Annotated in this window: 10 protein-coding genes and 1 riboswitch; of the genes, 9 read left to right on the top strand and 1 reads right to left on the bottom strand. The window is 65.0% G+C overall.

Features of this window, described 5'->3' with window-relative positions:
* Positions 1–522: 522 nt before the first annotated feature.
* Positions 523–620, top strand: a riboswitch (glycine riboswitch).
* Between the two features lie 160 nt (positions 621–780).
* The 9 genes from gcvP to purU all read left to right on the top strand — a co-directional run bounded on the left by gcvP (position 781) and on the right by purU (position 12455).
* Entirely contained in the window at positions 781–3633 is a 2853-nt protein-coding gene (gcvP, locus tag ACQCS0_RS17090; RefSeq protein WP_426939927.1) for an aminomethyl-transferring glycine dehydrogenase, read from the top strand.
* A 22-nt stretch (positions 3634–3655) separates the two neighbouring features.
* Positions 3656–4768, top strand: coding sequence for a glycine cleavage system aminomethyltransferase GcvT (gene gcvT, locus ACQCS0_RS17085; RefSeq protein ID WP_426938839.1), 1113 nt, complete (start codon positions 3656–3658; stop codon positions 4766–4768).
* Between the two features lie 142 nt (positions 4769–4910).
* Positions 4911–5294: a glycine cleavage system protein GcvH gene (gcvH, locus tag ACQCS0_RS17080; RefSeq protein WP_252570121.1), complete on the top strand. Its 384-nt coding sequence runs from the start codon at positions 4911–4913 to the stop codon at positions 5292–5294.
* Entirely contained in the window at positions 5291–6601 is a 1311-nt protein-coding gene (glyA, locus tag ACQCS0_RS17075; RefSeq protein WP_426938838.1) for a serine hydroxymethyltransferase, read from the top strand. Before gcvH ends, glyA begins: the two co-directional genes overlap by 4 nt.
* Before the next feature lie 240 nt (positions 6602–6841).
* Positions 6842–8239, top strand: a complete 1398-nt coding sequence (locus tag ACQCS0_RS17070) for an L-serine ammonia-lyase (RefSeq protein ID WP_426939926.1) — start codon at positions 6842–6844, stop codon at positions 8237–8239.
* A 13-nt stretch (positions 8240–8252) separates the two neighbouring features.
* On the top strand, positions 8253–9263 hold the full coding sequence (gene lipA, locus ACQCS0_RS17065; protein WP_354155263.1) for a lipoyl synthase: 1011 nt from the start codon (positions 8253–8255) through the stop codon (positions 9261–9263).
* A 27-nt stretch (positions 9264–9290) separates the two neighbouring features.
* A complete protein-coding gene (locus tag ACQCS0_RS17060) occupies positions 9291–10121 on the top strand; it encodes a methylenetetrahydrofolate reductase (RefSeq protein ID WP_426939925.1) in 831 nt (276 codons plus the stop codon).
* The gene (cycA, locus tag ACQCS0_RS17055) at positions 10111–11604 is read left to right on the top strand and encodes a D-serine/D-alanine/glycine transporter (protein WP_354224617.1); all 1494 of its coding nucleotides are present in this window, start codon (positions 10111–10113) and stop codon (positions 11602–11604) included. Before ACQCS0_RS17060 ends, cycA begins: the two co-directional genes overlap by 11 nt.
* Positions 11601–12455 carry a formyltetrahydrofolate deformylase gene (gene purU / locus ACQCS0_RS17050; protein ID WP_354224619.1) on the top strand — a complete coding sequence of 285 codons (855 nt, stop codon included), beginning with the start codon at positions 11601–11603 and terminating at the stop codon, positions 12453–12455. Before cycA ends, purU begins: the two co-directional genes overlap by 4 nt.
* Before the next feature lie 46 nt (positions 12456–12501).
* Here purU and ACQCS0_RS17045 read toward each other — a convergent pair whose 3' ends face one another.
* On the bottom strand, positions 12502–13239 hold the full coding sequence (locus tag ACQCS0_RS17045) for an ANTAR domain-containing protein (RefSeq protein WP_426939924.1): 738 nt from the start codon (positions 13237–13239) through the stop codon (positions 12502–12504).
* Positions 13240–13325 lie beyond the last annotated feature (86 nt).

Genomic DNA, 13325 nt, shown 5'->3' with positions numbered 1-13325 from the left:
TCAGCCTGTCCTTGTCCAGTTCCCCGAAGGCCTCAAGCTTGGGCAGCCACAGGTCCATGGTGGCGGCCAGGTACTTACCCGACGGCATCCCCGCGAACCGCCACACCTCGATCAGGACCTTGAGGGTGCCGTAGCCGTAAGTACGTCCCCGCGGCTTCCGCACAACAGCCTTCGCAGGACCCTTACGCTTACGGGCCGTGGACAGCGCCCGACGGGCATTGGCCCTTGACCAGCCGGTGACGGCCACCAGCTCATCGAGCACCGCCCCCTTGGCCTTCTTGGCTCCTTTCGCATAATCGCGTGCGTACTGCTTCGTGATTTCCCTACGCGTACCCATCGACAGGCCCATCCCTCATCGTCACCGCCGTGCCCGTGGCGGCCCGTGATTTACGCGAGCGTTTCTCAAATGAGGCACGCACCCCATCTCGCGAGCACTATTGATGAGTCTGGTCGCCGCCTTGCAAGCGGCCTGAAATCCGGTTATCCTGTGAGACGTGTCACTGACGAAGTGGCACATGCTTTTGATCTGCGGCGGGAGAGTCCTGCCGGTACGTTCAGCAGGCGCCGTAGGAGCAAATCCTCTCCGGGAATCTCTCAGGCCCACGTACCGCCGCGGTTAGGCAACTCTGGAAAGTAGTCCGGCAACGGGCTCACCGACGGTGCAAGTGTCACCCTGTGAAAGCAGGTAGGCGCGGAAACTCTCAGGTCCAATACAGAGCGGGGAGGAACCCGAGTCAATGTGGCGTACCCAGCACGCCACCTGAATTATGGAGTTCCTTCATGACCATCCAGTCGTCCCCCTCCACTTTTGCCGATCGGCATATCGGTGCGCGCCGCCAGGCCGATGTTGACACCATGCTCAAGGCCGTCGGCTATGACAGCGTTGACGGCCTCGTGGACGTTGCCGTCCCCGACTCCATCCGCCAGGCCAAGCCGCTGGCCCTCAAGGACGCCCTCAGCGAGGTTGAGGTCCTTGCCGAGTTGCGGAAGCTGGCTGCGAAGAATAAGACGGCTGTGCAGATGATCGGGCAGGGTTATTACGGCACGGTGACGCCTGCGGTGATCCGCCGGAACATCCTGGAGGCCCCGGCCTGGTATACCGCGTATACCCCGTACCAGCCGGAGATTTCGCAGGGCCGGTTGGAGGCGTTGCTGAATTTCCAGACCATGGTCCAGGACCTGGTGGGCCTGCCGATCGCGAACGCGTCCCTGCTGGATGAAGCCACGGCGGTGGCTGAGGCTGTGCTGATGATGCGCCGGGCGAACAAGAGCAGGGAGGCCCGGGATGGCAAGACGGTTCTGGATGCGGATTGCCTGCCGCAGACCATCGCGATCGTGAAGGGCCGTGCCGAGGCCCTGGGGTTCGAGGTGGAGGTCGCTGACCTGTCGAAGGGCCTGCCGGACGGTGTCATTAACGGTGTGGTGCTGCAGCAGCCGGGTGTGTCCGGCCGGGTCTTCAACCACGCCACCGTTATTGCTGCTGCGAAGGAGCGCGGCGCGCTCGTGACCGTTGCCGCTGATCTGTTGGCGTTGACGCTGATCACCCCTCCCGGGGAGCAGGGTGCGGACATCGCGGTCGGTTCGACGCAGCGTTTTGGGGTGCCGTTGTTCTTCGGCGGCCCGCACGCGGCGTATATGGCGGTGGCGAAGGGCCTGGAACGGTCCATGCCCGGCCGCCTCGTCGGTGTCTCCAAGGACGACGCCGGTGTCCCGGCGTACCGTCTGGCGCTGCAGACCCGTGAGCAGCACATCCGCCGTGAGAAGGCCACGTCCAACATCTGCACCGCGCAGGCACTGCTGGCCATCGTCTCCTCCTTCTACGCCGTTTACCACGGTCCCGATGGCCTGAAGGCAATCGCGGAGCAGGTCCACCACAACGCCCGCACCCTGGCCACCACGCTGAAGGTCGCCGGCCGCGACCTGGTTACCGAGACCTTCTTCGACACCGTCACCGTGCGCGTCCCGGGCAAGGCCGCCAAGGTCATCGCCGCCGCCGAAGCGCGCGGCATCAACCTGCGCCAGATCGATGCGGACACCATCGGCGTCTCCGCTGATGAAACCACGACGACGGATGTCCTCTCCGCGATCGCCGTCGCCTTCGGTGCCGGTCCCGTGGTGGAGGCGAAGGGCTTTGAACTGCCCGAGTCCGTGCTCCGCACCTCTGAGTATCTGCAGCACCCGGTGTTCAACACGCACCGTTCCGAGACGCAGTTGCTGCGCTACATCCGCAGGCTCAGTGACCGGGACCTGGCGCTGGACCGGACCATGATCCCGTTGGGTTCGTGCACCATGAAGCTGAACGCCACGGCGGAGATGGAAGCCATTTCCTGGCCGGAGTTCGCCTCCATCCACCCGTTTGCCCCGGATTCCCAGACCGTGGGCTGGCGTGAGCTGATCGGCGGGCTGGAGTCTGACCTCGCGGAAATCACTGGCTACGATCAGGTGTCGCTGCAGCCGAACGCCGGGTCCCAGGGTGAGCTCGCGGGCCTGCTGGCGATCCGTGGCTACCACCTGTCCCGCGGCGATGACCAGCGGACGGTGTGCCTGATCCCGGCTTCGGCGCATGGCACCAACGCGGCCTCGGCTGTCCTGGCCGGCATGAAGGTGGTTGTGGTGGCGACCGCTGCGGATGGCAGCATTGATCACGCGGACCTGAACGCCAAGATCGAGGCGAACAAGGACGTCCTCTCGGCGATCATGATCACCTACCCCTCCACCCATGGTGTGTACGACGCGGACGTGACCGAAATCTGCGACGCCGTGCACGCCGCCGGCGGCCAGGTCTACGTGGATGGTGCCAACCTGAACGCCCTTGTGGGTCTGGCGCAGCCGGGCAAGTTCGGCGGTGACGTCTCGCACCTGAACCTGCACAAGACGTTCTGCATCCCGCATGGCGGCGGCGGACCCGGTGTTGGTCCGGTCGCAGCGAAGGCGCACCTGGCACCGTTTATGCCCGGTGACGCTAACAAGTCAGCCCACGAAGCGGGCCACGGCGTGGCCATCAGCGCATCCAACTACGGTTCCGCGGGCGTCCTGCCGATCTCGTGGGCGTATGTGAAGCTGATGGGTGCCGAGGGCCTGACCGAGGCGACGAAGTCGGCGCTGCTGGCGGCGAACTACGTTGCGGCGCGCCTGAACGAGTACTTCCCGGTCCTTTACACCGGTGAGGGCGGACTCGTGGCGCACGAGTGCATCCTGGACCTCCGGGATCTGACGGCGAAGACCGGCGTTACGGCTGAGGATGTAGCCAAGCGCCTCATTGACTACGGTTTCCACGCCCCTACCCTGGCGTTCCCGGTTGCGGGCACGCTGATGGTGGAACCGACGGAGTCTGAGGACCTGGTGGAGATCGACCGGTTCATCGACGCGATGATCAGCATCCGGAAGGAAATCGACCAGGTGGCCAGCGGCGATTTCAGCGTCGAGAACAGCCCGCTGCGCCACGCACCCCACACCGCGTCCGCCGTCGTGAATTCCGATTGGAACCGCGCGTACCCGCGCGAGCAGGCAGCCTTCCCGCTCCACCACCTCAAGCAGGACAAGTACTTCCCGCCCGTAGGCCGGATCGACGGCGCAGCCGGGGACCGCAACCTGATCTGCTCCTGCCCGCCCATCGAGGAATTCGCGAACTAGTTTCGTGTGAAAGGCTTTCATAATGACTGAGAACTACACCGCTCTTTACGAAGAGCACAAGAAACTCGGCGCTTCCTTCACCGATTTCGGTGGCTGGCAGATGCCCCTGAAGTACAGCTCGGAGCTGGCCGAGCACCACGCGGTGCGCAACGCTGCCGGCCTGTTCGACCTCTCCCATATGGGCGAAGTCTGGGTTTCCGGCCTGGAAGCCGGCGCGTTCCTGGACTATGCACTCGTGGGCAAGCTCTCCGCCATCGCGGACGGGAAAGCCAAGTACTCACTCATCTGCAACGCCGACGGCGGCATCATCGATGACCTCATCGTGTACCGCTTCGGCGACGAGAAGTACCTCGTGGTCCCCAACGCGGGCAACGCCCCCACCGTCGCCGTCGCCCTGGCCGAACGTGCCACGGCTTTCAACGTGAAGGTGGAGGATGCCTCCGCCATCACCTCGCTGATCGCGGTCCAGGGCCCCAAGGCCGAGGCCATCCTGCTCAAGCTGACCGATGAGGCCCAGCACGCACTGGTTACCGGCCTGTTGTACTACGCGTTCAACGAACTCACCGTGGCCGGCCACAACGTCATCCTGGCCCGCACCGGCTACACCGGCGAGGACGGCTTCGAGCTCTTTGTAGCGAACGACGACGCCGCCTCCCTTTGGGCGTCCGTCGCCGAAGCGGGGGCCGAGTTCGGGATCGTTCCGTGCGGCCTCGCCTCACGCGATTCGCTCCGCCTCGAAGCCGGCATGCCGCTCTACGGCAACGAGCTTTCGCTCGAACGGTCACCGTTCGATGCCGGCCTGGGTGGCGTTGTGGCACTCAAGAGCAAGGAAGGCGACTTCGTGGGCCGCTCCGCCCTGGCAGCCGCCAAGGAAGCCGGTTCCAAGCGTAAGCTTGTGGGCTTGAAGGGACTCGGACGTCGCGCCGGCCGCGGGCACTACCCGGTGCTCAAGGACGGCGCAGTGGTTGGCGAAGTCACCTCCGGCCAGCCCAGCCCCACCCTTGGCTACCCGGTCGCGATGGCCTATGTCGACGTTGAGCACGCCGAGATTGGCACCGCCCTGGACATCGACCTGCGCGGCAAGGCAGAGCCTTTCGAGGTTGTCGCCCTGCCGTTCTACAAGCGCCAAAAGTAAGTCCTCCGGCTCCCTGAGTCCGGGACCGGCGGACCGGAGTTTTCACGCGTGCTGTTCGTTCCTCGCTCTGACGCACGCTTTCGAATACTCCCGCCCACCGACCGCACGACCACAACTGACTTCGAAACCTAAGGAAACACACATGGCTAAGGTTGCCGCTGAACTGAAGTACTCCGCCGAGCACGAGTGGATTTCCACTGATGGCTCGGGCCCGTCCGTTGTTGGCGTGTCCGCTGTTGCCGCTGAGGCGCTGGGCGACATCGTGTACGTGGACCTGCCCGAGGTTGGCTCCACGGTGACCGCGGGGGAGACCTGCGGCGAGATCGAGTCCACCAAGTCTGTCTCCGACCTGTACTCCCCGGTGACGGGCGAGGTCACGGAAATCAACGACGACGCCGTCGGCGATCCTGCACTCATCAACTCTGATCCCTACGGTGCCGGCTGGCTGTTCAAGGTCACCGTCGAGTCCGAGGGCCCGCTGCTGTCGGCGCAGGAATACGCCGAAGTAAACGGTGGCGAACTGTGAGCGCCGCTGCCGGTACCGCAGTTTTTGAGCAGGTAGTCTCCGCGAGCCTGGACACCGACCTGTCGGTGCTGGACCCGGAGATCGCTGCCAAGATCGATGACGAACTGGGCCGCCAGCGCAATGGCCTGGAAATGATCGCCTCGGAGAACCACACAGCCGTCGCCGTGATGCAGGCGCAGGGCTCCGTCCTGACCAACAAGTACGCCGAGGGCTACCCGGGCAAGCGCTACTACGGTGGCTGCGAGCACGTGGACGTCATCGAACAGCTCGCCATCGACAGGGTCAAGGCACTGTTCGGTGCCGAGTTCGCCAATGTGCAGCCGCACTCCGGCGCCCAGGCCAACGCCTCGGTGATGCACGCGCTGATCAAGCCGGGCGATACCATCATGGGCCTGAACCTGGCCCACGGCGGCCACCTGACCCACGGCATGAAGATCAACTTCTCCGGCAAGCTGTACAACGTGGTCCCGTACCAGGTCCGCGAAGACACCCACACCATTGACATGGCCGAGGTGGAGCGCCTGGCGCTGGAGCACAAGCCGCAGCTGATCGTTGCCGGCTGGTCGGCCTATGCCCGCCAGCTGGACTTCGCCGAATTCCGCCGGATCGCCGACCTGGTGGGTGCCTTCCTGATGGTGGACATGGCGCACTTCGCCGGACTGGTGGCAGCTGGGCTGCATCCGAGCCCGGTGCCGCACGCCCACGTCACCACCTCCACCACGCACAAGACCCTCGCCGGTCCGCGCGGCGGCATCATCCTCTCCAACGACGCCGCGATCGCCAAGAAGATTAACTCGGCCGTCTTCCCCGGACAGCAGGGCGGACCGCTCGAGCACGTGATCGCCGGCAAGGCTGTGGCCTTCAAGATCGCGGCCTCGCCTGAGTTCAAGGAACGCCAGGAACGCGTCCTGCTTGGCGCCAGCATCCTGGCCGACCGCCTGGTCCAGCCGGACGTCACCGCCAAGGGCATCAACGTGATCTCCGGCGGCACCGACGTCCACCTGGTCCTGGTTGACCTGCGCAACTGCGAGCTGGACGGCCAGCAGGCCGAGGACCGCCTGGCCGCGATTGACATCACCGTCAACCGCAACGCCGTGCCGTTCGATCCGCGGCCGCCGATGGTCACTTCAGGTCTCCGGATCGGCACCCCCGCGCTGGCAACCCGCGGGTTCGGCGAGGCAGCCTTCCGCGAAGTTGCGGACATCATCGCCGAGGCATTGATTGCCGACGCCGACGCGGACCTTTCCGGCCTGCGTCACCGGGTAGAGGCACTCGCCGCCGCCCACCCGCTGTACCCGGGCATTTAGCTTCTGCCCGTACCGGTGGGACTGACATCCTCTGCGTGCTGCTCCTTCGTCGCTTTGACGCACGCTGCCGGATGCCAGCCCCACCGGCACTCGCGGGGACCGTCGCCTTTGGTGACGTTCGCGGGTGACTGGGCGGATTCCGGAAGCGTGCGTCAGAGGCGAGGTACGAGCCAGCACGCGGAGGAATTCGGCCAGGCGCCACCCAACCCGACCAATTAATTAGTTAGTTAGGAAACGCACATGGCCGTTGGAGTCTTTGATTTGTTCTCCGTCGGGATCGGGCCTTCGAGCTCGCACACCGTTGGCCCGATGCGGGCTGCCGCGGTGTTTGCCGAGGAGCTTAAGGGCTCCGGCAGCCTGGACAAGGTGGCGGGGCTGCGGGTGGACCTCTACGGGTCCTTGGCAGCGACGGGCCACGGCCACGGCACCATGACGGCCATCCTGCTGGGCCTGGAGGGTTTCCACCCCGAAAAGATCCTGCCGGCCGAGGTAGAGGAGCGGCTCGCCGCGATCGCCGAAACCGGCACCCTCCAGCTCGCCGGCTCCGTACCCCTGCCCTACGGGGTCAAGGACATGGTCCTGCGCCCGCTCACTGTCCTGCCGCGGCACACCAACGGCATGACCTTCACAGTCAGCGACAAAGAAGGCGAGGTCCTGCACAAGGCCACGTTCTTCTCCGTGGGCGGCGGCTTCATTGTCCGCGAAGGTGAAGAGGACGCGGCCCTGAAGGAACTGGACGAGTCCAAGAAGGAGCTGCCGCTGCCATTCCGCACCGCCGCGGAGTTGCTGGGCCGGTGCCAGTCCAAGGGCCTGTCCATCGGCGAGGTCATGTTCGTGAATGAGCTTGCCTCCCGGTCGGAGGCGGAAATCCGCGAGGGCCTGCTGCACATCTACTCCGTCATGGAGGAGTGCGTGGCAACCAGCCTCAAGCGTGAGGGGCTGCTGCCCGGCGGACTGAAGGTCCGCCGTCGTGCTCCGGACTGGCGTGAGCGCCTCGAAAAGGAGGACAAGGACCGGGACCCGAAGTACTGGCAGGAATGGGTGAACCTCATCGCCCTGGCAGTGAACGAGGAGAACGCGTCCGGCGGCCGGGTGGTCACGGCACCCACCAACGGTGCCGCGGGGATCATCCCGGCAGTCCTGTATTACGCACTGCATTTCGCACCCGGGATGGACAAAGCCACGCAGGAAGACCGCGACGACGTTGTGGTCAAGTTCCTGCTCACGGCCGGTGCCATCGGGGTGCTGTACAAGGAACAGGCGTCCATTTCGGGCGCCGAGGTGGGCTGCCAGGGCGAGGTGGGGTCGGCGTCGTCGATGGCGGCCGGTGCCCTCGCCGAGGTCATGGGCGGCACACCCCAGCAGGTGGAGAACGCCGCGGAGATCGCGATGGAACACAACCTGGGCCTGACGTGCGATCCGATCGGCGGATTGGTCCAGGTTCCGTGCATCGAGCGCAACGCGATCGCGGCGGCGAAGGCCATCAACGCCGCGAAGATGGCGCTTTGGGGCGACGGCACCCACCGGGTGTCGCTGGACGAGGTGATCGTGACCATGCGCGAGACCGGCAGGGACATGAGCTCCAAGTACAAGGAAACAGCCATGGGCGGCCTCGCCGTCAACGTCGTGGAATGCTAAGGGAAGAGAACTGATGACACTGGCACCAGAAGGCCGGAAGCTGCTGCGCGTTGAGCAGCGTAACTCTGCAGTACCTGTGGAGCGGAAGCCGGAGTGGATCAAGGCGAAGGTCCAGATGGGTCCGGAGTATGTCCAGCTCAAGAACCTGGTTAAGAAGGAAGGCCTGCACACGGTGTGTGAGGAGGCCGGCTGCCCGAACATTTTTGAGTGCTGGGAAGATAAGGAAGCGACGTTCCTGATTGGTGGCTCCGAATGCACCCGGCGTTGTGATTTCTGCCAGATCGATACGGGTAAGCCGTCCCCGGTGGACGTGTTTGAGCCCACGAAGGTGGCCCGTTCGGTCCTGGCCATGCAGCTGCGCTACGCCACCGTCACCGGGGTGGCCCGGGATGACCTGGCCGATGAGGGTGTGTGGCTGTATGCCGAGACGGTGCGGAAGATCCACGAGCTGAACCCGGGCACCGGCGTTGAACTGTTGATCCCAGACTTTTCCGGCAAGCCCGAGCACATCGAGGCGATCTGCGCTTCGAAGCCGGAGGTCTTCGCGCACAACGTTGAAACCGTGCCCCGGATTTTCAAGCGGATCCGGCCCGCGTTCCGGTACGAGAGGTCCCTGGATGTCATCACCCAGGGCCGGAACCTGGGCATGGTGACCAAGTCCAACCTGATCCTGGGTATGGGCGAGACCCGCGAGGAGATCTCCGAGGCGCTGCGGGACCTGCACGAGGCCGGCTGTGACCTGATCACCATCACCCAGTACCTTCGACCGTCCGAGCGGCACCTGCCGGTGGACCGCTGGGTCAAGCCGCAGGAGTTCGTGGACCTCCAGGACGAGGCCAAGGAGATCGGCTTCCTCGGCGTCATGAGCGGACCGCTGGTCCGTTCCTCCTACCGGGCCGGCCGGCTCTGGGCCACCGCGATGCGCAAGAAGGGCTGGGAAATCCCCGCCCAGCTCGCCCACATCGAGTCTTCCGGCAGCACCCGCCAGGAAGCCAGCACACTGCTGGCAGCCCACGCCAGCTGACCCTTCGATATCAGGAAAGGACCGAAGATGCTCCCTACAAGAATCGAAATCATCCCCTCAACCGGGATCGTTGACCAGGTCCGGGCGCTGGTTCCGCTGACCACCACGCTGACCATGACGTGCCTGCCGCACCACGGAATCGAGCGGACCATGCGCACGTCGGTGGAGCTGAGCGACTTCGGCTACACCGTCATCCCGCACCTGGCCGCGCGCAGCATCCATGACCGGGCCGAACTGACCCGGTTCATGCGGGACTGCGACGGCGCGGGCATCGGCGAGGTGTTTGTGATCGGCGGCGACCGGAAGCAGCCTGCCGGCCCGTACGGGTCCGCCCTGCCGCTGCTTGAAGACATCGCCCAGTACACCGGCGGCCGGATGCGCGCCGGCGTGGCAGGGTACCCGGAAGGCCACCCGACCGTGGCCGCCCTGGACCTGCTCGAGGCCCTGCAGGACAAGCAGCACCTGGCCACCCACGTGGTCACCCAGATGTGCTTCGACGCGCCCAAAATCCTTGACTTTGCGGCGCTCCTGCGCCGTGAAGGCGTGAACCTGCCCGTCTGGGCGGGCGTGGCGGGGTCCGTCCCGCGGAGCAAACTGCTGGCACTTGCCACGCAGATCGGCGTCGGGAGTTCCCTGAAGTTCCTCAGCAGCAAAGGAACGCTGGCGCGCAAGCTGCTCAGCGGCGACCGCTACTCACCCCACACCCTGGTGGCCGGGCTCGAAAGCCAGCCCGGCATCGCAGGGATCCACCTTTACAGCTTCAACAACCTCGATGCGGTCCCCAATGAAGCGGGCCACGCATCATCCCCAACGGCACTCCAGCCAGCACTGATTCGAGGAGCAGCACGTGAGCAGTAAGACCACCGTTTCCCCCCAAACTCCCCACCTTGAACGCCAGCTCAGTAACAGGCACATCCAGCTGATCGCCATTGGCGGCGCCATCGGCACGGGCCTGTTCATGGGCTCCGGCAAAACCATCTCGGCCGCCGGCCCGTCCGTCATTTTTGTCTACATGATCATCGGCTTCATGCTGTTCTTCGTCATGCGGGCTATGGGCGAACTTCTCTTGTCCAACCTGAACTACAAGTCCTTCAGCGACTTCGCCGCGGACCTGCTGGGCCCCTGGGCCGGCTTCTTCACCGGCTGGACCTACTGGTTCTGCTGGGTGATCACCGGGATCGCGGACGTGATCGCCATCGCCGGATACTCGAAGGAACTCTGGCCCTCGCTGCCGCTGTGGATCCCGGGCCTGGTCACCATCGGCATCCTGCTGCTCTTGAACCTCGCCACCGTGCGGGCGTTCGGTGAGACCGAGTTCTGGTTCGCGCTGATCAAGATCATCGCCATCGCCGCGCTCATCATTGTGGGCCTGTTTATGATCTTCAGCGGCTTCGAGTCCGACGCCGGCCCGGCCACCTTCACGAACCTGTGGAGCCACGGCGGGATGTTCCCGAACGAATTCATGGGCTTTGTTGCCGGCTTCCAGATCGCCGTCTTCGCGTTTGTGGGTATTGAGCTCGTGGGCACCACCGCCGCCGAAGCCAAGGACCCTGAGAAGAACCTGCCCAAGGCCATCAACTCCATCCCCATCCGCGTCCTGCTCTTCTACGTAGGCGCCCTCATCATCCTGATGTCCGTCACCCCGTGGACCCAGTTCCAGGCCGGCCACAGCCCGTTCATCGCCATGTTCTCCTTGGCCGGCCTCGGCGCCGCAGCCACCGTGGTGAACCTGGTGGTGCTCAGCTCGGCCATGTCCTCCGCCAACTCCGGCATCTACTCCACCTCCCGCATGGTCTACGGCCTGGCCCAGGAGGGCGACGCGCCCACCGTGTTCAGCCGCCTGTCCGCCCGCAAGGTCCCGCAGAACGCCCTGTTCCTCTCCTGCATCCTGCTGCTCTCCGGCGTCATCCTGATGTACGCGGGCTCGGACATCGGCAAGGCCTTCGACATGGTTACCACCGTGTCCGCCGTCTGCTTCGTGTTTGTCTGGTCCATCATCCTGGCCAGCTACCTGAAGTTCCGCTCACGCCGCCCGCACCTGCACGAATCATCCAAGTACAAGATGCCCGGCGGCGTCCCCATGGTCTGGGTGGTCTTCGCGTTCTTCGCGTTCGTCCTGTGGGCCCTGACCACGCAGCCGGACACGCTGGTGGCGCTGCTGGTCACCCCCATCTGGTTCGTCCTGCTGGGCATCGCCTGGGTCATCCTGCGCAAGCGCCCGTCCCACTTGGCCCGCTACGCGGAGTTCCAGAAGGACCTCGCGGGCGAGAAGGTCGTGGCAGAGGAGAAGGCCCTGGCTGACGAAGAGGCCCTGGCCGCGGCGAAGGCTTCACGGGAGTGACAACCGAACATGTTCTGACAGTCAATTGCGCCGAGTCCCCGGGCATTGTCCACGCGATCACGGGGTACCTGCTGGATCACGGGTGCGACATCATCGACACCAATCACTTCGGTGACCGCCAGGCCCAGCAGTTCTTTATGCGGGTGCATTTCGCGGCAGGGAAAACAGCCTTCAGCACCGAGGACCTGCGCCGGGACTTCGAGCCGCTGGCCGCTGAGTGGGCCATGAGCTGGCAGCTGGAACCTCATGGCCGCAAGCGCCGGGTCCTGGTGATGGTGTCCAAGTTCGGGCACTGCCTCAATGACCTGCTGTTCCGGGCCCGCACGGGTGATCTTCCGGTGGAAATCGTGGCCGTGGTCTCCAACCACACGGACCACGAAGAGCTGGTCAAGTGGCACAACATCCCGTTCTTCCACCTCCCGGTCACTCAGGGGACCAAGCGTGCGCAGGAAGCCCGCCTGCTGGAGCTCGTGGACGAGTTCGAGGTGGAACTGGTGGTCCTGGCCCGCTATATGCAGGTCCTTAGCGATGAGCTGTCGGCCCAGCTGACGGGCAAAACCATCAACATCCACCACTCGTTCCTGCCCAGTTTCAAGGGCGCCAAGCCGTACCACCAGGCCTATGACCGCGGCGTGAAGACAGTGGGCGCTACGGCGCACTACGTCAATGCCGAACTGGATGAGGGACCGATCATCGCCCAGCAGGTCATCGACGTGGACCACACGTACACGGCCGATGACCTGGTCCGCGTGGGCCGCGATGCTGAGTGCAAGGCGCTCAGTAACGCGGTCCGGTGGCACTGTGAAGGCCGGGTAATGCTCGACGGCGGGCGCACGGTAGTTCTGCGCTGACCGTACGGAGCGTCCCACCGCGCAATGCCCGACGGCGGAAGCCGGCTCAGGCGCGGTGCTGGAAGTGTGTGGTCGGTACGCCGCCTTGCAGGGTGCTCAGCATCCCTTCGGCGACGTCGCGGAGGGTCAGGTTCTGCTCGCTCGAGGCGGCGGTGAGGATCTGGACCGCCGCATCGTAGGAGCACTGGTTCTGGCCCATGATCACGCCGCAGGCGGTGTTGATCGCGGTCCGGCCGGCCATGGCTGCGCGGAGATCCGCGGATTGGGCCAGGCCCGCCCGGACCTGCAGTGCCAGGACCAGGCTTTTGGCCGCCACGACGGAGAATGCCAGCACCTCGGCTGCCACAACCGGGGTGAACACGTTCGTTTCCGCCGTATACAACGTCAGTGCGGCCCGGTAGCCGCGTTCCAGCGGCAATGGCACGGCGAAAGCGGAACGGAAGCCTGCTGCCCTGAGAGTGGCCGGGTACTCATCCCAGCGTTTGTCCAGGGAGCGGGCATTGAGAATGATGGTCAGGCGGCCGCCCAGTGCCCGCGAGGTGGGGCCCCGTCCGGCGAGCTGGTCCCAGCGGGAAAGGCCGCCGGCGCCGTCGGTGGTTGCCGCAGTGGAAGGTGTTCCGTCGGGCCGCACGATGGTCACAGTGCTCTCCACCTCGGAACCTGCCATGTCGCTCACCGCGGGAGCCGCTATCCGGGCAAGGGTGCACGCCGATGCCGCTTCCGAGTGTCCCCGGATGTCCAGCAGGGCGCCTGAGAAGCGCCAGTCCACCAGTTGATCGATCATGATTCCCCAGTCCTCATGTGTCGGTACGCCTTCATCATAAAAGGGCCGGCGGGCAAGGACACGAGTAGTGAGTACTCGCTTTTTTA

This window comes from Pseudarthrobacter sp. S6 (assembly GCF_050156575.1).
Lineage (GTDB): Bacteria > Actinomycetota > Actinomycetes > Actinomycetales > Micrococcaceae > Arthrobacter.
The sequence above is the reverse complement of the archived record's forward strand: the minus strand, read 5'-3'. Positions and strand labels throughout refer to the sequence as shown.

Bases quoted from the DNA above. Each gene is read 5' to 3' on its own strand.
- gcvP (WP_426939927.1), top strand. From the start codon at position 781: ATGACCATCCAGTCGTCCCCCTCCACTTTTGCCGATCGGCATATCGGT.
- gcvT (WP_426938839.1), top strand. From the start codon at position 3,656: ATGACTGAGAACTACACCGCTCTTTACGAAGAGCACAAGAAACTCGGC.
- gcvH (WP_252570121.1), top strand. From the start codon at position 4,911: ATGGCTAAGGTTGCCGCTGAACTGAAGTACTCCGCCGAGCACGAGTGG.
- ACQCS0_RS17070 (WP_426939926.1), top strand. From the start codon at position 6,842: ATGGCCGTTGGAGTCTTTGATTTGTTCTCCGTCGGGATCGGGCCTTCG.
- lipA (WP_354155263.1), top strand. From the start codon at position 8,253: ATGACACTGGCACCAGAAGGCCGGAAGCTGCTGCGCGTTGAGCAGCGT.
- ACQCS0_RS17060 (WP_426939925.1), top strand. From the start codon at position 9,291: ATGCTCCCTACAAGAATCGAAATCATCCCCTCAACCGGGATCGTTGAC.
- ACQCS0_RS17045 (WP_426939924.1), bottom strand. From the start codon at position 13,239: ATGATCGATCAACTGGTGGACTGGCGCTTCTCAGGCGCCCTGCTGGAC.